The 22,989-nt window shown below is 40.6% G+C and carries 13 protein-coding genes; 7 read left to right on the top strand and 6 right to left on the bottom strand.

Annotation, left to right across the window (positions count from 1 at the left end; translation table 11 throughout):
* Position 1: 1 nt before the first annotated feature.
* The gene (locus FLL46_RS18525; protein ID WP_142932837.1) at positions 2-886 is read right to left on the bottom strand and encodes a TolB family protein; all 885 of its coding nucleotides are present in this window, start codon (positions 884-886) and stop codon (positions 2-4) included.
* Entirely contained in the window at positions 886-1,752 is an 867-nt protein-coding gene (locus tag FLL46_RS18520; RefSeq protein ID WP_210418750.1) for an alpha/beta hydrolase, read from the bottom strand. The genes FLL46_RS18525 and FLL46_RS18520 overlap by 1 nt, the downstream gene beginning before the upstream one ends.
* 260 nt (positions 1,753-2,012) lie before the next feature.
* Between FLL46_RS18520 and FLL46_RS18515 the strand changes: the two genes are divergently transcribed.
* The gene (locus FLL46_RS18515) at positions 2,013-4,307 is read left to right on the top strand and encodes a winged helix-turn-helix domain-containing protein (protein WP_142932836.1); all 2,295 of its coding nucleotides are present in this window, start codon (positions 2,013-2,015) and stop codon (positions 4,305-4,307) included.
* Between the two features lie 81 nt (positions 4,308-4,388).
* Here FLL46_RS18515 and FLL46_RS18510 read toward each other — a convergent pair whose 3' ends face one another.
* Entirely contained in the window at positions 4,389-5,483 is a 1,095-nt protein-coding gene (locus FLL46_RS18510; RefSeq protein ID WP_142932835.1) for a type 1 glutamine amidotransferase domain-containing protein, read from the bottom strand.
* A 238-nt stretch (positions 5,484-5,721) separates the two neighbouring features.
* On the opposite strand from FLL46_RS18510, the gene FLL46_RS18505 reads away from it, so the two are divergent.
* Complete coding sequence (locus FLL46_RS18505) at positions 5,722-7,032, top strand: golvesin C-terminal-like domain-containing protein (protein WP_142932834.1); 1,311 nt, start codon at positions 5,722-5,724, stop codon at positions 7,030-7,032.
* An 18-nt stretch (positions 7,033-7,050) separates the two neighbouring features.
* On the opposite strand, the gene FLL46_RS18500 is transcribed toward FLL46_RS18505, so the two are convergent.
* Positions 7,051-7,818 (bottom strand): substrate-binding periplasmic protein, encoded by a 768-nt coding sequence (locus FLL46_RS18500; protein WP_142932833.1) that lies wholly within the window; start codon positions 7,816-7,818, stop codon positions 7,051-7,053.
* Between the two features lie 578 nt (positions 7,819-8,396).
* Here FLL46_RS18500 and FLL46_RS18495 point away from each other — a divergent pair.
* From FLL46_RS18495 to FLL46_RS18485, 3 genes are all read left to right on the top strand, one after another.
* Complete coding sequence (locus FLL46_RS18495) at positions 8,397-11,093, top strand: fibronectin type III domain-containing protein (protein ID WP_142932832.1); 2,697 nt, start codon at positions 8,397-8,399, stop codon at positions 11,091-11,093.
* Between the two features lie 384 nt (positions 11,094-11,477).
* Complete coding sequence (locus FLL46_RS18490; RefSeq protein WP_142932831.1) at positions 11,478-12,755, top strand: alpha/beta fold hydrolase; 1,278 nt, start codon at positions 11,478-11,480, stop codon at positions 12,753-12,755.
* Between the two features lie 491 nt (positions 12,756-13,246).
* Positions 13,247-16,147, top strand: coding sequence for a TonB-dependent receptor plug domain-containing protein (locus FLL46_RS18485; protein ID WP_142932830.1), 2,901 nt, complete (start codon positions 13,247-13,249; stop codon positions 16,145-16,147).
* Between the two features lie 168 nt (positions 16,148-16,315).
* Here FLL46_RS18485 and FLL46_RS18480 read toward each other — a convergent pair whose 3' ends face one another.
* Positions 16,316-17,614: a M64 family metallopeptidase gene (locus FLL46_RS18480; RefSeq protein WP_142932829.1), complete on the bottom strand. Its 1,299-nt coding sequence runs from the start codon at positions 17,612-17,614 to the stop codon at positions 16,316-16,318.
* 446 nt (positions 17,615-18,060) lie between these two features.
* Between FLL46_RS18480 and FLL46_RS18475 the strand changes: the two genes are divergently transcribed.
* Complete coding sequence (locus FLL46_RS18475; protein WP_142932828.1) at positions 18,061-19,158, top strand: sensor histidine kinase; 1,098 nt, start codon at positions 18,061-18,063, stop codon at positions 19,156-19,158.
* Positions 19,151-19,897: a LytR/AlgR family response regulator transcription factor gene (locus tag FLL46_RS18470; RefSeq protein ID WP_142932827.1), complete on the top strand. Its 747-nt coding sequence runs from the start codon at positions 19,151-19,153 to the stop codon at positions 19,895-19,897. The genes FLL46_RS18475 and FLL46_RS18470 overlap by 8 nt, the downstream gene beginning before the upstream one ends.
* 249 nt (positions 19,898-20,146) lie before the next feature.
* On the opposite strand, the gene FLL46_RS18465 is transcribed toward FLL46_RS18470, so the two are convergent.
* On the bottom strand, positions 20,147-22,747 hold the full coding sequence (locus FLL46_RS18465; RefSeq protein WP_168204230.1) for a collagenase: 2,601 nt from the start codon (positions 22,745-22,747) through the stop codon (positions 20,147-20,149).
* Positions 22,748-22,989: the final 242 nt, after the last annotated feature.

Genomic DNA, 22,989 nt, shown 5'->3' with positions numbered 1-22,989 from the left:
TTTATTGCTTGCTCCTAAGTATCTCGATAACTTTCGCATCTATCCAGTAAATATCAGTGTTATCTTTTTCGTCATCGATACGCCTGTTGAAAAGAATGTATTTGCCATCTGGCGTGACACTAGCGTAGGTATCCCCTTTGTCGGTATTAACCTTCGGCCCCATATTAATGGCAGGCCCCCATGAACCATCCTTTTGTCGGAAACTAATATAAAGGTCAGAGGCCCCAAAGCCACCCTCGCGCACACTATCCCAAATCAGATAGCTTTCGTCAGGAGCGATAAAAGGATGCGCCGTCAATCTACCACTGTTAATCTCCTTGCCGAGCGGTTTTGGCGCTTCACGTTTACCGTTAATTAAACGCGAAGAACGAATGACCCCGTCTCCATTTCTTCTTGCCTCATCTAAGACATAAGTCCCATTGGATGAGGCGCTAAGGCGCATGATTCTTATTGCTTCAAAAGCTGGCCCCAAGCTCTTGCGTTCTGACCAGCCATCACCGGCGCGGTCCTTAAATCCGCTCGCCATATGCATACGCTCGCCGTCTGGTGAGAAAGTCACCTCACCTCTTCGCCTAAATTCGATGTATTTCTTCCAAACATTGTTTTCCTGGCGAAAGCCGGTGACGATGATAGGCGTCCCTTTGCCATTGTCAGAAGTGAAGTAAAACTCTTTCATGCCCGGCGCAAATGTGCCTTCGATTTCCCAGCCTTCTGTGGAAATAATACCTGGTGCGAAAGGCTCTGCTACCATGCCCGGCGGCTTTTGTCCCATGTAAGGCCCTTCCAAAAGCGGATAACTTTTGGTAGCTGCGTTATCTTGGCTGTAACTGTTGTTACCCAGTGCAAATGCGCAAAGCGAGATTAAAAAACAATAGATCGGCTTCATTATTTATCTCCTTTTGGCTGCAAGCTTGATAGCCATTTCACGCTGCGCACGCTCATCATAGGAGAGGAATCACTATGGCCAGCAGATTCAATCACTACTTGCTTTAGCTTTAGACTCTTATCGTTTCTTTTTTTCATTAAGCGAACAAAATCTTCAATATGCGGACGGAGTTTTTCCTCCAGAGAACCATATGAAACAAAAACATTGGCGTTCATATTTTTAACATTTGCATCGGCTTTAGATTCAAGCGCGGAAAGCTGCCAAAGTGATGGACTACCAAGCAGGTAATTTTTAAATGAGTCAGGTTGCGTTAGTAGTGCGTATGCGCCAAAGAGGCCACCCATTGAAAAACCGAAATAGGTACGATTGTCAGGTTCGGTTCGATAGTTAGTTTCTACGTACTTGAAGACATCGTTGCGAATAAACGCCAGATGATTGCTGGCCTGTCCAAACTCATATTTGGCCTGACGTTCGGCATTGCTGGACTTTTTGAATGAGTAATCGCGGTATCGACTAACATGGGCTCCCTCTTCCTTGATTAAATCTTCTCCAATGTCTTTCTGCCAGGAGACTCCAACCAGTATCACGTCTTCCATCATGAAAAAAGTGATAGAAGATAATAATTCGATATGCCAGACAGCATCGGTGAAATAAATAACCGGGTATTTTTTGTCCTTATTTTCCGCATAATTTTCAGGCAGTTTAACGAGGAGCTCGTATTGCCTGTTCGATTTTGTATCTTTGATTGGTATGACTTGTATGCCCGGCATTTTATAGCCAGTTATTTCATATGAGTCGCCGGCAACAGCCTCAAGCTTTAGAAAAGGTAACAACACTAAAAGAAAGACGATTAAACTCTTTTTCATATTTATCTCTTGGTAAAAGACTTTCGGTGGATTAAATTGAAAGTTGAAATTAATCGATTCGAAATAAAAATGCTTGAAGTTCCACTGACGTCTTGCTGAATTTTTGCTGACGTTAAAATTTTGCTTATTTATCAATCAGTTATAAATTTCATAACAATCCCGACGTATGTTAAGATACGGGTTTTCTCGTAGGCTTTCGGTTCAGCAGCAGCTTCCGTTTTGGAAAGTTAAGAACCATGCAATTGTCAATTAGAGGTTATATGTCAGCACAATATTGGGTAGGTGGTTTCTTTATCGATTTATCCAGAAATCAGATCACTCAAAATAGGCAATCTCAAACTATAGCGCCCAAAGCTTTGGCGGTTCTCACCTACCTGGCAGAAAACCAGGGTCAGGTGGTGAGTCAAGACGCTTTGTTATCTAAAGTCTGGCAAGACACCGCTGTGTCGCCTAATACACTGCAAAAGAGCATCGCTCAACTAAGAAAGGCGCTTGGTGAAGAAGGAAATCTCTATATCAAAACCCATGCTAAACAAGGCTATAGTCTGGAATGTGATGTTAGATGGCAAGACAACGTCAATTCGACAATCTCCGAATCAGCAATCTCTGACTCGGCAGTCTCTGAATCGACAATCGCTGAATCTGCAACTGCCAGCGGTTCTGCAAAAGACAGCGACTCTCTAAGAGATGCCAGTTCTCTAAAAAATAGCTTAGACGAATCCCAAATTAAACATAGCAAAGGGAGTATTGATTTAACCCCTGAAACAGCGCCATCAAACACAAATTTCAAGCTGATATCTATCATCGCTGGTGTCATCATTCTAGCCATTATTGGCTATCAAAATCTAACACCAACGAAATCCCAAATATCTTTTGACCAACTCCGCTTGCTTACGGCGACTGACGACAAAGAATTTGACGCAACCTATTCGCCTGACGGTCAATATATTGTTTTCCATCGCTACCTGGATAAACAGTGCGTTAATAAAATATGGGCTAAAAACACGAGCACGCAAAAAGAATTCCAACTCACTCAAGATTGGGGCGCCTATGGTCGTCATAGTTTTTCTATAGATGGCAAAAAAATGGTGTTTTTGGCAACAGAACCTTGTACCGAGCCCGTTGACCAAAAATACTGCCACGATTTGGTTAGTTTAGATTTTGAAAAGGCATTAGAAAGCCCACAGCAACCAAAGGTCATACTTCAATGCAAAAACTCGTTAGTGAAAAAGCCTGTTTGGTTGAGTGATAATAAGATTGCTCTAATGAAAAGACATGCAAACCGATGGAAGTTGATCATTTATTCACCAGGTGACAACAGCAGCCGTGATCTTTACGATGTCAATGACGGCAATTTAATCGATTTCGCTTATTCAGCAAAACGTAACCTTATCGCAGTAACAAGTGTCCATAAGGACGGCAAACATTATGTTGAAATGTTAAACCCTGATGGCGATATTTTATCCAGCCACACGATAGAGAGGCCGCCGGCAATTCCCAAATTTCGGCCAATTTATCCGAACTTTACGCCTTCTCACGAACAACTCATTTTTAGTACTGGTAAACAGCTCTTTACCCTCTCTTTTGATGGTAAAGTTGCCAAAATCAGCTCTCCTTTTTCCGATAGCATGGCGCAACCCGAATTTCATCCGGACGGCAAAAAATTACTCATGATAAAAGGCCCTTACGATAGTGATATTGTAAAGCTGCCGTTAAATCAATTGGCCGAGTTAAACCATTCCCCCCTTACAACTCAAACAACCCAACCAAATCAGATTCAATCGACTCAGTTCCAAAATAGGCTACCGCAAAGCTATACAAGTATAGAGCGCACCAATGTCGGAGAAGATTTTGCTATTTTTCAACCTGAGGGCGAACTAATTGCATTCTGGTCTGAGCGTTCAGGAGAACCGCAAATCTGGATAAGCGATGGCAATGACCCAAAACAGGTCAGCCGTTTTCCGATGGATACTTATATTCGTGGGTTTGACTGGGCCGCAGATGGCAAAAGTCTTTTAGTTAATGCCAACAGTATCCTTACCCAGGTTTTTCTCGACTCAAATCAGAAAAACTTTTCATTAAACTATCCTGTTATTCGGCTTTTTCAATGGGATAGTAAAAACAATAGCGCATTATTGGCTATCAGTGTCAACGGCAAACCAATCGCTGTGGAATACGATTTTAGTAATTCAGAGTTTAAAGAGATCAGCGACAAGACTATTTTATGGGCACAAAAAAGTGAAGATGGCCGTTTGATCTACAAAGATCACCTAGACCAATTTTGGCAGTCGGGCCCCGTTGAAGATCGGCAGATTAAATCATTGACTAATCAGCGAAGTAAAGCTAAAGGCTTCATGATTAATGGTAATGTTCTCTACGCTTTTAATCGTAAAAATCAGCTCTGGTCCTACGATCTCGACAATGAATCTTTTAAAATTTTAGGAGATTTCGATAAAAGTATAGATTACTTAACGGATATCAATCAGACACATCTTTTAATGACAATTCAGGTGGCCGCAAAAAAAGAAGTGGTTGAACTCTCGTTAAGTGAATAACGCAATATTCATCAATTGACGATCTGAATTTGCTGAAATGTCTGAGTTTTGTCTTTTGGATTTGAACAGGAACCAGCACGATTAACCGGCTAGTTCCTTTAAATCTTCCACAAGACTTAGAATATCGACCCCTTTGCTGATTTCATATTGCATAAAGGCCAGCACCGCATGCATAAGGAGCTGAACTCGCTGGTAAGATTCGGGTTGCTTTTTTAGTTCTTCTTTCGCAGTTTCTAATCCGTATTTTTCGTAGGTCATTAGCAATTCAATGGAAAATTCTTCAGGCGTTCTTGCTCTTTCCTTTGGTTCGTATCCTAATTCTTCAACCACCATTTCAGCCATGGTCCAGACTGACCAGGGATTTTGACCAGTGATTAGTTTACCGTCCTGACTGACTTTTTCTAAGAAGTTGTTTCCTGCTTGAAATTGTGCGCCTTGTTCAATTAATTTGTCTTCTAGCATGAATGGGAAAATCTCTTTCGCATCAGAGATTAGAATTAACTCTTCTTCATTGGTAAAACCGCTGACCTGCTTGTTGGCGAGTAGCATTTCACCGTTGTCCAACTGAACATTGACAAGCGCCGCAGGACCATGGCAAACCGCGCTAACCACTTTGCCATCTTGGTATAAAGCTTTTGTGATGCGTTGAATATCTTTGTTGTCTGGAAAATCAAACATGGTTCCTTTACCGCCGACAAAATACACGGCTTCATAATCTGACGGATCAATATCAGCCAGCGGAATTGAGTTGTCTATTTGTTGTTGAATTGCAACGTCATTTAAAAATGCGTAGTCATACGCTCCCATGTCTTCTCCGTCAATCACAACCGGTGGCTTGCCGCCTTTTGGGCTGGCAATATCCACCTCAAAACCATTGGCGATGAACACCCAATACGCTCGAGCCAACTCTGTGTGTTCATAACCTGTCTTTCGAGCTTCTCCAGTTTCTTCGTCTATCCCCATCTCACTAACATTGGTGACAACCGCAAGGATCTTGCCGCGGTTAGCAGGAATATTTTCGGTTACGTAAGGCAAGTCACTGGTTTGAGTTTGTTTAAGCGCTTGAAAGTGAGCTTTGTCTGGCAACAGGCTTTTAAGCCATGCTTTTCCACCATAAAATGATCCAACTAAGACTGTGACCAGGATTAAGGTTGAAATAAGTATTTTCTTTAACATAGTATCTACCTGTGTTTGTGTAGCGGTAGATTAACTTCTTCCGTGTGAAATCAATGTGAAATTTCTCAGTGGTTGACCACTGGAAAAGCACAAGTAAGTTTTTGACTTACTTTGCCTCCAGGTAAACTAAAACCTGAAAAACACCTTTCATAACTAAAACGCATACCTTTCACAAAAAATTCTATTAGGATTTCTTTTTTTGTAGTGTTTCTATTAGCTAGAAAATCAGGAGAAGAAAATGAAAAACAATAATCTCTTTGTTAGTTGTGCCCTGCTTTTACTGGTATTCTTCGGAATAAGAGACGCCCGTGGAGAAAGTGAGAATCTTGTTTATTTTGTCGAAGGTACGATTCCAATTCTAATTACTGCACCCCATGGTGGTAGTGAGCAACCAGCGAATGTTAACGAACGGACAGGATTTGACTTAAACGGAATACCGGTTGAAGATTTTAACATTGTAAAAGATAGTTGGACAAAAGGTATCGCGAAAGACATCGTTTCAAAATACTCGCAAAAATACGGCGGCACACCTTACATCGTTGCAGCCGAATTCCATCGTAAATATATTGACGCCAACCGCCCAGAGCATCAAGCTTTTGAAAGCAAAAACGCTCGACTTTACTACGAAAGTTACCATAGTAAAATCGAAACATTTATTAATGATATTCAACGGAAATTCGGTCAAGGCATTTTATTGGATATTCACGGCCAAGCCCAACACCCGGCTGAAATCATTCGCGGAACCCGAAATGGTTTCTCTGTCGAAAAGCTGCTGACAAAACACGGCTGGGATGCGGTCGTTGGCAGTCATAGTTTTTTTGGCCTGCTATCTGAACAAGGTTTTACTATCCAACCAGACAATAGTCAAATACCGACAGATGCCTTACCAACCCCGGAAAGTAATTTAAGCGGCGGTGCTACGATTAAATTTAACGGCAGCCACAATACCGAAGGATTAGACGCAATTCAGTTTGAAATTGGCAGCGACATTCGCTTTTCTGAAACACAACGAAATTGGTTTACCGATAGAATGGCTGATAACATTCGCACTTTTATGAAATATCACTATTGTGATGATAATGACAGTCAGTTCCCTTGCTCACCCAAAACAATTGTTGTTGATCACGATTACAAAGGGTATTTTGAAACTAACGGTTGGCAATCATCGAGTGCTGTTGATAACTACCCCAAAGAAAAACTCAGTCAGTCTCGCTACGCAAATCAAGAAAATGAAACCGTGAGCTGGCAAGCGAAAGCAACTCAATCAGGTTTCTATCAAGTTTATGCCTGGTGGAGTAACAGAAAACCGAATGGCTCAAACTACTCGCGAGATAGTTCTGCTGAATATATCATTCAATCTGGCAGTGCTAATATCAGCATTAGTAAAAACCAAAATACATCCGCAGGCCAGTGGGTTTTATTGGGTTCCGTTTCGGCTCAACAAAATGACACTATAAAAGTGAGTTTAACTCGTCAACATGATGGTGAACAAGGCGCAGCCACAATTGCTGACGCCATGGCTTTTGTGTGGGCAGGTACAGGAAATTAATGAAAGTGCATAAGCAGATTAATGTGCTTCTCTTCCTTTCTTTTTAATTTTCAGGAAGAAGTTATTGATAATTTTTTCCTGGAAATTCTTTTGGCTCAGTTGTTTAAATGATTCTGTTATTCTTTTGACCACTTTCTCTGAAGTGCCTTTATTGATTCCCACATAAAAGCTTTCACTTTGATAAGTAAACGCTTTAGCCACTTTCGGTAACGTAGAGTTACCAACATTTCTTCGATACAAATACCTCATATCTGAAATTGGAATTAAGTCCACTCTATCAGAAACCAGCATCTTTTCAGCTTGTTGATCACTTTCATAACTATAGTAATTCTGGTTTTCTTTGAAACCGTTCTTATTTAAATAGGCCTCAGCTGAACCGCCGCGGGACACGCCAATAGTGTAACGGGTTAAATCAGCGGCATCATTGATCTGAATATCTTCTCGTTCGGTTAAACGATAAAAAGAAGTATTCTCTAGAAATAAAGGGCCAACCCAGATAAAGTCCGATTCTCGACTTGCTATACGGCTAACGCTAAATAAAATAGTATTCTTTTTATTGTTGGCAATACGATAGGCCCTCTTCCACGGTAGTAAATCTATCTCATATTGAAGATTTGCATGGTCTAAAATTGCTTTAACCATGGCTGTACTAACACCTGATATTTTTCCGTTTTCCTCAAAACTGAATGGTTTCCATTCTTCAGTCAGAACCAACAACCTGTCTTCATCGGCTGCCTGAATAGATAACGAAAACAGTACAAGAAGCAAAACCATTTTAATCTTCATAATTTTACTTGTCCGCAGGTTTTTAATCGCATACTAACGCGTTATGTTAACAGAGTTAGATTGATATTTCTGTTGACCTCTTATCACTCTTAGTCATTTAAAGACAATAATAACTGACTCACACACCAATTACCGCCATTCGAAACACTTGCCATAGAAAGCTGTTTCGCTTATTGATAATCTCAGAAGTTGCTGGTAGAGAATCAACCAGCTAAAAATATACACTGGCGTACGGATTGTTGGCATTAACGACAATCGTGAGTTCTTTTTCATTTTAAATTAAATCTGAAATTGAAACTTTCGCCATAACGACAAATATTGGTAGTAACAATAACAATGGCGATAATCATAAAAGTAGAGCCGCAAACTATTTCAGTATTTTCCGAAGGCTTTTGTAGAAGCCGAGGTTTCGGTCGTACCACTAAAATAGATTCAGTCAGTCATAAATTTAATAATATGCGATCTAAAAAACTATTTCCGTTAATATTAGTATATTTGCATTGTTGAAGTTTAAATTTTTCCGTCGTGCTCACAGCCCGTGATTAGCTAGTAGTTACTGCACTTTTGGATGGATAAATATGAAAACAAATACAACTCATCAATTTCTTTTAAGGTTTTTCCAAAAAATCCGATTAAAGGTTTTATTCGCTTGTTTGTTTTTCAGCCCAATACTACAGGCAACTAGTGATCCGAGCTTGGAGAACTGGAACAAAGGTGAACAAAACACTCTTATTTCGACACCAACGCAATTATCCCTGGGTACACCAGCTTCTTTTCTTGAGCAGTTAGGTATCAATGAAATTGCGGCAAAAAATTTGAGTTTAAATGATAACATCACTAACTCACAGTCAAATCTTGGACTAACAAATTTTACTTTGGTTGATAATGAAGGTGGAGGAATCGAAGTCGTTGCAGAAAACTTCTTCTTAGAAACCAATGGTACGCTCTCTATGAATGGGCACGCAACCGGTATTCCTAATTCAGAGTTTATCTTACAGGGCAACGAGAACAATGTTTATGGTTGGATAATCTTAAGGGACCGAAACCTCGCCTACGAATATACAACAGTTGGCAAAAATCTGGTGGTTGACGAAATTGCGATTACAGACGTTCATCCGGTTTGTGACTTCGAACACCATAAACACGATAGACTTATCGCCACAACAAAGCATGCATTTCAATACTCGTTGTCAGATATCCCTCATATTGGACCTTATCCTGGAACACACGTTGGCCAGTTAGAAAGTAAGCCTGGGTCGAGTTACGTTATTCTTTTAGATACACGTCGAGTCATGAGCAATGGTATTCCCTATGATGTTTCAAAGGAATTCATTTGGACAACCTGGCAAATTGTTGCAGCAAGTTTTTCCATGTTTGACGTAAACGTCACAACCAATCAAAGGGTTTATGATAACGCCGCACCAAGCCGACGCGGTGGCGCAACTATGTATCGTGAGTCTGGTCGTTCCTCATGTCACTTCGCGTTTGGCACCTCTACTTTCTGTACTCTTTACCGTGAAAGCGATGCTTATGGTCAAGGACGAATTGCTGCCCACGAAATTGGACATTTACTTCACCTCGCCCATGATGGAGGCTATCCTGGAGGAGAATATTATAACGGTATTCCCGAGTTTGAATGGGTGCCGGTAATGGGAAATATCTGGATGGGAACTAGTTGGAATAATGCGCTCTATCAGTGGAGTAAAGGCGAATATTCGGGCGCGTCAAATCGTGAAGATGACTTCGTTAAAATCAACCGTTTTATTCCTTTTAAACCAGATGACATTTCTAACACCAAAGCCTTGATCATCGATTCTGGTGGCAACGTAAGTGCCGCAAATAACATTGGACAAATTGAGTATAATACCGACTCAGATAGCTTTGCGTTCTCAATAGGTTCCTCAGGTGGACATGTCAATTTAACTATCGATAGAGCCGAGCATATTGGTGGAGGAATGCTCGACGTTCACGCAAGGATAAAAGATGCATCTGGAAATATTGTTGCGCAATCCAATAAAAGTGTTAACCGTTCAGCTTCCTTTGACCTTACTTTGTCAGCGGGAAATTATACACTTGAAATTACCGGTGGCGCTGAAGGTACACCGAGTCGAGGTTTTTCAAAATATTCCTCTCTCGGTTATTACGCAATAGAAGGCACGATTTCCGGCGCAGGAACAGGCAACGATATTCCAATAATTAATAATATTGCTAATGGCTCGACCTTGAGTGGCTCATCCCAACTATTTTCCTGGAACAGTGGAGATGCAACAGAGTTCAGATTAGCCGCAGGCTCATCACAGGGAGCGGAAGATTATTACGGGATCTCAAAACCAACAACAGATACTTCTGAAACTGCGACCGGCTTGCCAACAGATGGATCAATCGTTCATGTGACACTTCATTATCTAATCAAGGACCGCTGGTCTCAATCCTATTACACTTATACAGCCTTTGATGAAAACAATAATGGAAAACTTGGTATTACTAGTCCGACGGAAGGCGAAACACTCTCAGGATCATCGCAACTTTTCAGGTGGAATCCTGGCAACGCAACTGGCTTTTGGTTTTATGCAGGTTCGTCTCGCGGCGCAAGAGACTACTACAGAAATTCCAGCGTAATTAATGGCACATCTCATACTGTAACAGGTTTACCGACTGACGGTTCAACAGTTCATATTACCTTCCACTATTATGAAAACGGACAATGGTCGCAGTTGTATTACACTTATAAAGCAGCAAACGACGGCGGGAGTTGTACCTCAGCCCCGGCCACACCCAACAAACCAGTTAACACCGCTAACTCATCAACATCATTTACCGCCGATTGGAATTCGGTGAGCCAGGCAACAAGTTATGCGGTACAACTTTGGGTGAATGATAGTGAATGGCAAACCGTCGATACTACATCAGACAGTGAATATACGTTTAAAGGTTTGCCTGCCGGTAGCACGCAATATGTTCGTGTCAATGCAAGCAATAGCTGCGGTAGTAGCTACTATAGTTATTGGTCTGAAATGGAATTGCCTTCTGACGGATGCACCTCTGCGCCGGCAGTTCCAACAGGTTTAAACGGTAGCAGTCGCGCTATTAGTTGGAATGCTGTGCCGGGAGCCACTCGTTATGATGTCGAGTATTGGACCGGCGTGTGGACTTATCATGGTAGCTCATCGTCACCGTCTTACTCTTTGGGTTTATCAGGCACTCAGTATGTTCGCGTTAGAGCGTCAAATAGTTGTGGGAATAGTCAATACTCAAACTGGGTAACCGTTTATTAATTTTTCAATCTGGTAAGTCAATCAATGCCTGCTCACTATCTTTATTTGTTCAAATAGGACAAGGATATAGAGCAGGCAGTTCGCTTCTTTTTTACTCTTTAGATCTACTCAAAGCAGCTAACAATTTTCCCTGGATAATTTCTTCTCTTAAATATCCGTTGTCGTATCTTGCTTGCATATTAAGCAAACGACGTGAACCTCGCGCCATGTTTTTTCCAAAACACGAAATTTTATGCTGAACTGCAGTTCTGTCACTGGACAATCTTATAGTAATTATTGTTTAATTCCAGAGTCCGATTCTTGAGCTTTTTATCCTCATTCTCCAAGGCTTTAACTCGGCGAAAACAACTAAATTAATAATCTTTCATTTGGCAAAGAAACGCGATGACATTCAAAGAAACAATCCCCGGTGTAAAAACGAAAAAACATTTTTTTAACCTACCAGTTGACTATCGCTCTGATGACTTTCAAAGATTAACCATCTTTGCCAGAGAGCTAGTTGCAAGTGAAGCCGAGTTTGAACAGCTTCCTTATTTGGTTTTTTTTCAAGGTGGGCCAGGTTTTTCAGCGCCTCGACCAAACGATAATGAGGGATGGATAAAAAGAGCATTAAAAGAGTACCGAGTTCTGTTAATTGACCCAAGAGGAACAGGATTATCCTCACCAATTAACGCTGACTCTTTAAGTCATTTGACTGATGATGAAAAGGTTAATTACCTGTCCTGTTTTCGAGCAGACGCGATTGTCAGAGATGCGGAAGAAATTCGCCAATTAATTTGCGCAAATAACAAATGGAGTATATTAGGACAAAGCTTCGGTGGTTTTTGCGTCTTACAATACCTGGGTGATTTTCCAGACTCTTTGTCTGCGGCTTATATAACCGGTGGCATCCCTTTGTTGGATGGTCATGCAGATGACGTTTACCACGCAACTTATCAACGTGTCATTGAAAAAAATAAAGCATTTTTTTCACGTTTCGAAGATGCGCAGGACTTACTTACAGAACTAGCAGACTATGTTAATAGTAATGAGGTTTTCTTGCCTTCCGGAGAAAGATTGACGGTAGAAATGTTGCAATTAATTGGCATTAACCTGGGCTTACAGCATGGCGCAGCAGATGTCTACTACCTGATCGAACAAGCGATTATTAAAACGCCATTCGGCAAAAAGATTAACCCCTACTTTCTTGAGAAATTCTCGCAACTCATCGACTATAATTCTAATCCAATTTTCTCAATTCTTCACGAACCCATTTATAGTCAAGAATTTGCAACGCAGTGGTCAGCGGAAAAAGTCAGGCAAAAGTTTCCCGAGTTTAATTACCAGCCTGGAAAGGCTTTAATGTTTACAGGTGAAATGATTTACCCATGGATGTTTGAACAGTTTAAACAACTCATTCCATTCAAAGAGGTAGCGAATCGCTTAGCCCTAAAGGCTGATTGGCCGAAACTATATAACATAGAAAGACTTAGTAACAATGAGGTACCGATTGCTGCCGCAATTTATACCGAAGATATGTTCGTTGATAAGACGTTGAGTTTAAAAACAGCCAATAGAATTCCAAATTTAAAATACTGGCTCACTTCTGAATATGAACATAATGGTATTCGGGTCGACGGAGAATCTATTTTGGATAAACTAATTTCGCTTAATAAAAAATAATTGATAAGTCACGTTATTTACGTAAACCTTACCAATTGCCAAAGAAAATCTTTAACACGTCAATAAAAGTCGCAACCTATTTGCGCATAATCAAACGCTAAATATTTGCGACTCTTTTGATTATTGGCATGGGTAATTGTTAACTTTTTCATGCCTCAAAAAAAATGGCTAATGTCTTCACAAGACGGCTTCATGCACACCGGTTAATATATCGTATACTATATATTATTTCTGTTATATAACTCTCCTTATGCAAATCGCTCAAGCGCAAAAATGCCTCGCGTAGATTAAGTGGTTTGTTCGTTTTTCTTTAGTAGATGTAATCAAATAATTCTAAGAGTGGAAAACTATGTTTTCGAGTACTCAGGTCTTCTTTAGACATTCTGGAAGAACGGTCCTGCTAGGACTTTTCTATCTGTTCCGATAACTCATAACTTATTACAAAAACGTATTTTTAAATTCTAACAGCTTTAGTTGAAGGGGCAATAAAAGTGAAAAAAAATCGTGTTCTAAATGAAATAACACTATCTCAACCGAGTATCACCGATATAAAAAATACAAAAAGAAATTTATTATCACTAGCGGTAATTTCGGTTCTTAATGTATCCAATATATCATCCCTATCGGCAGCCGAAAGCGAGATAGTGGACAAAGATGAAGCGCAGACAATTGTTGTCACCGGCTCTCGAATTGCCCGACAAGATCTGGAAGGCAGTGCACCGGTCACTATCTACGAACGAGAAGACATCAATCTGTCGGGAGCCACAAACGTCGGCGAGCTACTAAGAGAAAATACTTCTGTTGCCGGTCCCGTTGAGTCAAATCAACAACAATTTTCTTCAGGAAGAGCAACGATTACTTTACGTGGACTGGGCGCTGTCAACACACTGGTCTTACTTAACGGACGAAGATTCATTCCATCTGGTACCGATGGCGTAGTTGATCTTAACGCCATCCCTCTTGATATTGTCGACCGTATTGAAATTTTGAAAGATGGTGCATCTGCCGTCTATGGCACCGATGCAGTCGCAGGTGTTGTTAACATTATTACAAAACAAGATTATGAAGGATTAATGTTATCTGCTGAAGTCGGACAATCAGGACAAAGCGACGCAAATCGAAATTCCTTTAGCGTGACTTATGGCGTAAATGGCGATAAAGGTAATCTATTATTTAACTATAACCGCAGCAATTTTGACGGTTACATCATGAATTCTCGTGATGTGCAAAGACATACAGATCTGCGACCGATGGGCGGGAATAATTTATCTGATCCTTTTTCTACGCGCTCTACAGTTTTTGTTTTCAGGGGAATCGACGGAAACTTCCAACAGTGGGATTACGATGCCTATTGGGTACTTGATGAAAGCAATAACCACGCAACAGCTCGCGGCGATCTCAGAAACTACTTACACCCTTGGGGGCCGAATAATAATTGCAACGGTCCTTGTAATGATAACTTTAGTTATTGGGATTACGACATGGGAGCTGCTGACTTGGGTTCCGACAATTTGTGGGCATCTGGAACTTACGATGTTAGTGATGATATCACTGCGTTTTTCGAAGCAGGCTACACTCACAGAAAAAGTTTATCGCGTTCTCAACCCTACGGCGTGACCGGGGATTTTGGCGACGAGCTAATCTGGTCTGCTGATAATATCCACAACCCATTTGGAGAAGATGCCTTTATAGCCCACGCGTTTGTCGAACTTGGTGCTCGCGAAGTTAATAATGTTACTTCTGTCACCCGTCGAATGATTGGCGGTTTACAAGGAAGCGCTGGATCTTTCGATTGGGACTTATCTATTTCGAAACAAGATGTCAGGAGTGATAATGATATCGACGGCGTATCAATGTCACGACTGCAAGCTGCAGCAGGCCCGACTGATGCCTGTCTGGCAAGAAATGACGGCTGTGTCTCAATTGATTTTGGCGGTATCTATAACGACGGCACTATGAGTCAGGCAATGTTAGATTATATTCAAAGACCCGCCGATAGCACTACGATTACCGATCTTCAGGTAGCCTCGTTCAACATGTCTGGCTCACTTTTCGAAATGCCAGCCGGTGATGTTGGGGTTGCGTTTGGTCTCCAATCTTCCGAATCATCGGCAACCATTGATGTGGCAGCTATCGACGAAGAAGATGATCGAATATTCCAGGGCATTGCCAGTGATACCGACCTTTACAAAAGAAAAGTGAGCGAAGCCTATGGTGAAATATTAATCCCACTACTTGCCGATAACCCTGGCGCCTATCGATTGGATCTGGAAGCTGCGATTCGTTATTCGGATTATAGTGATTTTGGCTCAACAACTAATCCAAAGATTGGCATTAAGTACCGCCCTGTTGAGGATGTTTTGGTTCGTCTCACTTTAGCTGAAGGTTTTCGTGCACCAAACTTTCACGAATTGTTGTCCGGGTCAAATGGTGGATATGGCAGTTTAACTGACCCATGTGCAGGTACTGTTGACTTGGTGGAATACCCTGGTTGTGCCGGCGTCATCGCGGAATTTGGTTCAATCGCAAATCCGATAGGCGCATTTTCCAACACAACTGGAAATCTAAACCTTAAACCTGAGCAGAGCACCAGTAATACATTCGGCATCGTTTACACACCAGAATATCTTGAGGGATTTTCTGCAGCAATAGATTGGTACTCAATTGAAAAAGAAGATGAAATCTCGACACTTGGCTTAGCGACAACACTCGACCTTGCTTATGGTATTGCGGATAACCGGGATCAATATGGCCAACTTTATAGCGACCGAGTGGTTCGAATGAGTAATGGCACTGTCATCGAAGTGACGCGAAATTACGAAAACTTGAACAAGCGAGAAATCGAAGGTGTTGATTTCGAATTTAATTACAAGCTTGCAGATACCGAATATGGATCTTTCGACTTTCGCTTGCAAGCAACCAAAATACTGCGATACACCTCGATGGGTACTTCCTTAATCAATGGCGAACTACAAAATGGATGCACCATTGACGGAAACTGGGTGCAAGGTGCTTTTTGTCCGGACACTGTCGGTAGTTGGTTAGAAGGATTTGGTTCATTAAACGAGTGGCGAGTTAATTTCGGCACTCAATGGTCATTTTCAGACTTCACTATATTTCACGAAATTAAATTTCGTGACTCAGTCGAAGGCAGAAGTGGCGATGGTGGTTGGTGGCCTGCCGATCATAATCGGAAAATTGATAGCTACACACAACACGATTTACAGTTCGTCTACAATGCCTTTGAAAGCGCTGTAATTTCTTTTGGAATCGAAAACGTATTAGACCAGGATCCACCAAAAGTTCTGGGGAGTTTTCGCAATGGATATGACGCGAGAACATACAATTCTCTAGGTCGGTATTACTACTTAAGAGCCACTGTAGAGCTATAGTTCATTCCTCCTTTTAGAGCAACTTCGGTTGCTCTTTTTTTCTGTATAACAGAAACTAACTCTTATCAAGAAGAGCTTCTTCAACAATGATACATTCAATAATGGTCACTGTTTGACTAAGGGAGGTTTATTTGTATGGAGTCAACAGTTTCCTCCCGCGAGCCTGATTTACTTTGAGTATGCCTTAATCATTTGAATAATAGCTTCCTTACACACAGTACAAAATTCGATATTTTTTCCGTTCAATCTCATGAGGCATGATTCGCTAGGTCGGAAATAATTATACTTACTATAAAATGCTCCCTCGAAAGCACCCACAGTTGAAGAATAATTTTGAAGGTTCGAATCATCCTGTTCCTGCCATGGCGTTGGGATCGGTGTCTTATCGCCGATTAAATCCCGCCACTTTATCGTTTTCCTGGTTTTTCCGATAGTAATATTCGGCTGGTAAGGTTCTATAATCGCTTTCGATTTCTCGTATCCAGGAGTCGAATGAAAATATTCATCAGCCAGCCCGGCAAAATGATGGCCAAACTCGTGCGCCATTAAAAACCCGGATCTTTGTTCAAAAGCGGGAACAATTGTATAGGCCCCATAAATACCAGCCGCGCTATACTTATTTGAATTGGTCAAAATAATAATAGTATCGTATGGCACATTTGCTGCGATATCCCTTAGTTGATTGTTCTGCAAGGTCAATGCATATCTCGTCATCCCAAGCGCTTCGGAATAGACTGAAAGTGCGGTACTGGGATAGTATTCTTTTGATGGAATGGCAACACCTCTCTGCTCTGATACTGGAAAAATTGCCCTGACATTAAAGTGAGATTGATATTCCTTGTAAGGCGAGTAGGAAAATAATTTTCGAGTGACCTGTTTAGCCTGTTCAAAAAAATTTGTTTCATCTGCTTTAGTGAATCCTTCAGCGATAATGACGACATCAACTTTTTTTTCAGGGCTGCCTGATTCTATAATCATTTCGCTTTTTATGTTTAGTTTCCTTAATGCTCGAATTTTTTCTTTTTTTAAAACGAAGCTTTTTTCCCAAAATTTAACAAACGGTTGCCCTTTAACAGATAGATCGCGCTTAAACAAGGTAACCGTAAAATCATCACTGGGCTTTGGAAAGCGAATCGACTCTTCGAAAGTTCGTTGTTTTTCTTTATATTCCACACTCATGGCCCAGTCACTATAGACTGATGAAAAAGAATTAGTGAATAACACTTGTCTGGTTGATTGATCTGTAATCGTAAATTGATAATCCCCTCTTAACAATTTGTCTGATGACTCAAGCAATCCACTCCATTTTTGTGCTTCATCTATCAACTCAACAAATTTTATTGAATCAGATGTTCTATTTCCCCCTGTATGCAAATAATCCATTCTCAATGTTCCTTCAGCAAAACCAATAGCGTTTGTTCCGGGGCAATAAATCAATAGCAAAAATACTAATGTACTGAGTTTCAATTTTTTATTCCTGAATTTAAGTTGGTGTTCGATCAATTAGAGCAATTATCCGACAAGGGCTAAAGTACGAAGGACTTAAACTGGCACTTTAAGGTCATTAAAATTGCTCAAAACTCGCTTTACCATTACCAATTCCGGGTTTTCGAACTATTGCTAGAAAAACATGTAAATCAACTCAAGCGCCGATATTTAGCGCCTGTTACCTGAATCAACTGCTTCATGACCAAAAGCGATGATTTATTGCAATTACATCTGTATTAATAGAAAGAACCGACGAAAGAAGATTACAAGTAACTCAACTTTAAGTTCGATAGAGTTAAGTACTGTTTATGGTTTGTTATCTCAATTAGCAAGCTAGTACGTAAACAGCGCACCAATTTTAAACACTGTTTCGTCATTTTGTTGTTCTTATTCACAAAGCCTTATTTTTCAATTACTATAGCCAGATGAAAATATTAGACAAAGATCTTACAATAAAAATAATTAAGCGACTAAAGAGTATCTTTGCCGTTTTATCTTTGAAATTGATAGTCGCTGTTTTTCTGATGAATTCCACTTGTGCATTTTTAAAAGCACTCTATCAATTAAGTGTTCTTGAACCAAACTGGGATACTTTCTGGAGAGAACTTTATGGTTACTTTAAAATGCTCAACCTCTATGGTTTTTCCATGGTTTTTGCTTATCTGGGGCTTTCCAAAGGTCCTGACATAAAGATGTCAATAACAAGGATTGTTGCCATAGGCGTTTTGGCTTTCGTTATTAGCTATCCATTCACGTTACTATTTTTTACCTGGGACGAAAGCAATCTCCACCCTACCCTACAAGCCGCTATCTATTTGTTTGCAACCTTGTTGATTTCCGCTTGGGCGCTCATTGTAATGTTGTATATAAAAAGTAGAGAGTCTCAGCCTCGATTTCAGTTATTGAAACAACAAATCGCAGAAGAATCATTAAGTCGAGAAAAGGCAGAAATGGAATTGCATTTATTGCAGGCGCAAATTGAGCCACATTTTTTCTTTAATACCCTGGCCAATCTACATAGTTTAATTGAATCAAATCCCGATGATGCTAAGAAATTATTAGAACAGCTTTCAGATTACCTCAGAACATCAATCCCCCAGTTTAGACGAAAATTTATTCAATTGGGAGATGAGTTAAAAATGGTTAAACACTACCTTAACATTCAACAAATTCGTTTCTCTCATCGATTAACTTACAACATTAGTGTCTCAGATGAATTAAAAAGCTTACCCATACTACCTATGTCTTTATTAACACTCGTTGAAAATGCCATTATTCACGGAATAGAAAAAAAGTCCGGAGAGGGAAACATTACGATTAACGCAACCTCTGAGCGGAAAGGATTGTTAAACGTTTCGATTATCGATAGCGCGGGCCTGCTTAAAACACCAAAGTTTGGCACTGGCTTGAGTAATTTAGTTGAACGATTAGAAGTTGCTTATGAATCTTCGACGTCATTATCGTTTGGAAAAACCTTAAATGATGAAACGCAGGTAAACCTGGAAGTCCCTGTATATGGTTAAAATACTCATTGCAGAAGACGAATCTATTTTAAGAAATAGTTTGGCGAGAAAGTTATCCAACTATTGGAGCGATTCAAAAATTGTCGCACAAGCAGAAAATGGTATCGATGCCTTAGACAGTCTCAATAGATTGAAGCCCGACGTGGCTTTTCTGGATATTCGGATGGGCGGGCTAACTGGAATTCAAGTCGTCCAACAAGCAACGCATCATTGCCATATCGTTTTTGTTACAGCGTTCGACCAATATGCCATTGAAGCATTTGAAAAAGGCGCGATAGATTATTTGCTCAAACCTGTTACTGATGCTCGTCTAATCGAGTGTATTAAAAGGATTCAATCCCGTCTTTCAGAAATTCCTGCAGACCTTCAATCCTTACTCGCCCAGTTTACCTCTTCTGGTAAAATCTATTTAAAACATCTAAAAATACAGATTGGAACTAAGCTATGGGTGGTCCCAACATCGGAAGTAATATCAATTCAAGCCAGTGGACGTTATGTTAAAATTGTAACCGGCAAGCGGGAGGGTTTAATTCGCATTCCCCTGAAAAAACTTTTGGAAAATTTAGATCCTGATGTTTTCTGGCAAATACATCGTAGTACAGTGATTAACATTAACTATTTAAGGCACGTAAAAAATGCAGATGGAGAACAAATGGAAGCCATCATGCGAGAGTTAAGCAAGTCGCTTCAAGTTAGCAAAGGATTTTCGCAACAATTTCGATCAACAAAAATAGAATAGCACAGACATACTTTAAAAATCTTGATATGGAATAATGATCGCTGCCGTCTTCCTAAAGTTATACGCAGAATAAGCAAAATAATTTAACCAAAACTTTTAAGATTTATCACGAACGAAAAAATCCCCTCACTAGTTGATACACGATCCGTATATGACCCATTTAACGATTCAAAGTTAAACAGCCCTGTCATTTCTGACAGGGCTGATATTCGACCAGGCAAGTCTTTTTATAAATCCCGACTTGATAAATCAAGGGCAAGTGCGATAAAACGGACTATCGCCGAAAATATTATATACGATGCCATAAAGCGTTGGATCTCGCGACTGTAGTGCAGAACGAGTATTTGGTCCTCCGCCCATATTTGAGTTAAAGAAACTTTGCACACCTTCCGCCCAGTATTCTTTATAATCGGTCATCGCGTAATGACCAGCCCCCCACAAATTATAGCGTCTGGCGTTGGCGTAAGCAGATTGCAATTGAGAACTAAACCCGGGGAAAACATAATCCAATCCTAATAAATGCAAAGAGTGTGCAAATTCGTGAATGGTAATATCCTCACCTAAATAGCGATCGTCGGAATAACACATTGCATTTTCTTCTGCGCTAGAGCCCAGCGGTACCGACGGCATGCCGCCAAGGCCTCTGGCTCGTTCATCCCAGTAGGAAGAGTCCAGATGACTATACTCAGGCAATTGCGTTGTCAGCTCATATGGATAACGCCCCATCACCGCGTGTCGAAAACCATTTGTTATCATCTTCGGCACCACTCGACTATCCACAGTTTGCATAACGCCATCCAACAAATAAGCGGTACGTTCTAACGATGCATTTGAAGCCTTGTTAGACGAAATAATCGGCACGCCTGTGCCTGATGAGCACAATCGAGTGTAGTACCAACTGTTAGGCCAACTGCTGGGGTAGCTTTGGATCCCTCCCTCACAACCTTGCATCACATTTCCATCGTTAATAATATTAAAACTGGCATTAGATGTTACAGTGTAAACCCTCATGCATTGTCCACTTTGGTCCATCACAACCCATCTATCACCGGTATAGCTCGTTTTGTTCCAGCTTTCTCCAGGCGCGAAATTGCCATTGTAAATTTTGTGGTAACGAGAACCGTCTGCTTGTAACCACTGGATTTTTAAGTTGCTACTGCTATTGTTGTTTATCGTGAATTGAGTTTGTGACCCATTTCGAGTATAGGATTGTCCTTCAAGTGCACACGAAGCATCGGGCTTCAAATCATCGTTATTGTCGATTTGAAAATCTGCTGTGATAGTTAAATTGTTAAATGCCGAATAAGCTGACACTAACGCATAATAAGTACCTTCGCCATTACCGATGGTACAAGTTTCATTGCTATCCGGCGAGTCTGATTTACAACCATAACTTGACTTAGTCGGCTTTGAACCTTTCTTGACATAGAGATCTGCATCCCCGTTGTTAGCCGCAATAGTAAAACTTATTTCTGTTGCATCCGCCGGTGCTTTGATAAAGAAAGCTCTTTCACTACCGGTCGCGGCATTAAAGATAACCTCATTTCCCTTGGTTAATTCAGTGTCCTTATCGCCGCCGCTATTTCCGTCACCGATAGTATAAACGCCATCTTTCTCGGTTGTGATTAATTTCATGCAACTGCCTTGAAGATCAGTGATCACCCATTTATCTCCAATATAAGAACTATGGGTCCAGGTTTCTCCTGGCTGAAAATTGCTGTCATAAACATTTGAGTAAAGTGTGCCGTCAGTTTGTAACCATCGAATCTGAAAATTTTTATCACTCAAGTTTTCAATACTTATTGACGTTAACGTGGACGTTCGCCCTGAGTATGGACCTAAGGTGCTACATGATGCGTCGACATCTCCTCCTCCGTCTCCGGGCGTATGGTCCCAACACTCTTTATTAACGCTATCGTGATAGGTCGCAGTACAGTTCAACCACTGATACCATTCACTATTATTTTGATACGCAAAATTTTGGATAAAATTATTGTAAGCCGAGTAATCTCCGGCTCTAAAATAGCTCAGTATTGAATCGAGTGCTTCAGGGTGACGTTCAAAAAGAAATGCAACACCCAGATATCCCCACTGATATACTCGTCCAACATCGTGATCGTAAGTTGTATTGACTACATCGGATAAACTCATTGCGGCGGTTCCAGCGAGTTCTCGAATGTAGTCGTAAGGCCAATCAACCCAGGCAATATACTCAGCCGATCCCTCCAACCAAAATACAACGTTATTAGAACTCGACATGTAGGTAGAAAAATTTCCCTCCATATTAAATCTACCATCCAGGTAATGATTGAATTCATGTGACAAATTCATGATCCACCAATTGCTGCCGTCATCGGTAATATAGGTAATGTATCGAGCCTGGTTACCCGGTACAGTGGGATCACCTTCTAAATACATACCGCCATTATTTGTATCAATGCCGAACATTAGCGCGCCATTATATTGATAGGATGCATAGTCCTTAAATGCGACAATTTCAACCGTTGCATTAGTGTCACCGGTTAGTGGTTGTTGGTCAGTTTTCATCAAGTTGTGAAAGCGGGCTTCTTCAGAAACCAATTCATCGCAAACGGCCTGCAAGTTAACAGCGCTAATATATGATTCAGAGCGTATCGAAATTTTACTTCCGCAATTGTAGTGATACCTTAGAATGTTTTCGCTTGCATATAGTGAGACCGCGTCATTAAGATGTGAGCTGATAGCTTTATGTATATGTGATCCAGGTTTACTAAGATTATTTTTTAACGCTGTCGTTGGCGGAGATTTTTTCACAGTGGCAAAACTCGAGCCGGATAAAACGCCAGTCAAAAGCACCAATATCAAAATCATTAATTTGCACCGAAATTGTTTCGTTGCCTTGTTTCTTATTAAGTGAGTTTTCATTCAACTACCCCTCCTATCAGTTTTACGAATAGAGAAATTTTTGCGCCTTTTAGATTCTGAGAAAACAATTAATGCAGCTATTCAAAACGAGCTCTATTTTTTCTCTTAGATATTTTTGGTAAGCGCTTTTGGTTCTTAGCACTAGCAAAAATTCCAGCTATGTTAACGGTCTGAAAATGAACTTACCG

Source organism: Aliikangiella coralliicola, assembly GCF_007004725.1.
Classification (GTDB): domain Bacteria; phylum Pseudomonadota; class Gammaproteobacteria; order Enterobacterales; family Kangiellaceae; genus Aliikangiella; species Aliikangiella coralliicola.
Note: the sequence above shows the minus strand (reverse complement) of the source record. Positions and strands in the feature narration are given on the sequence as shown.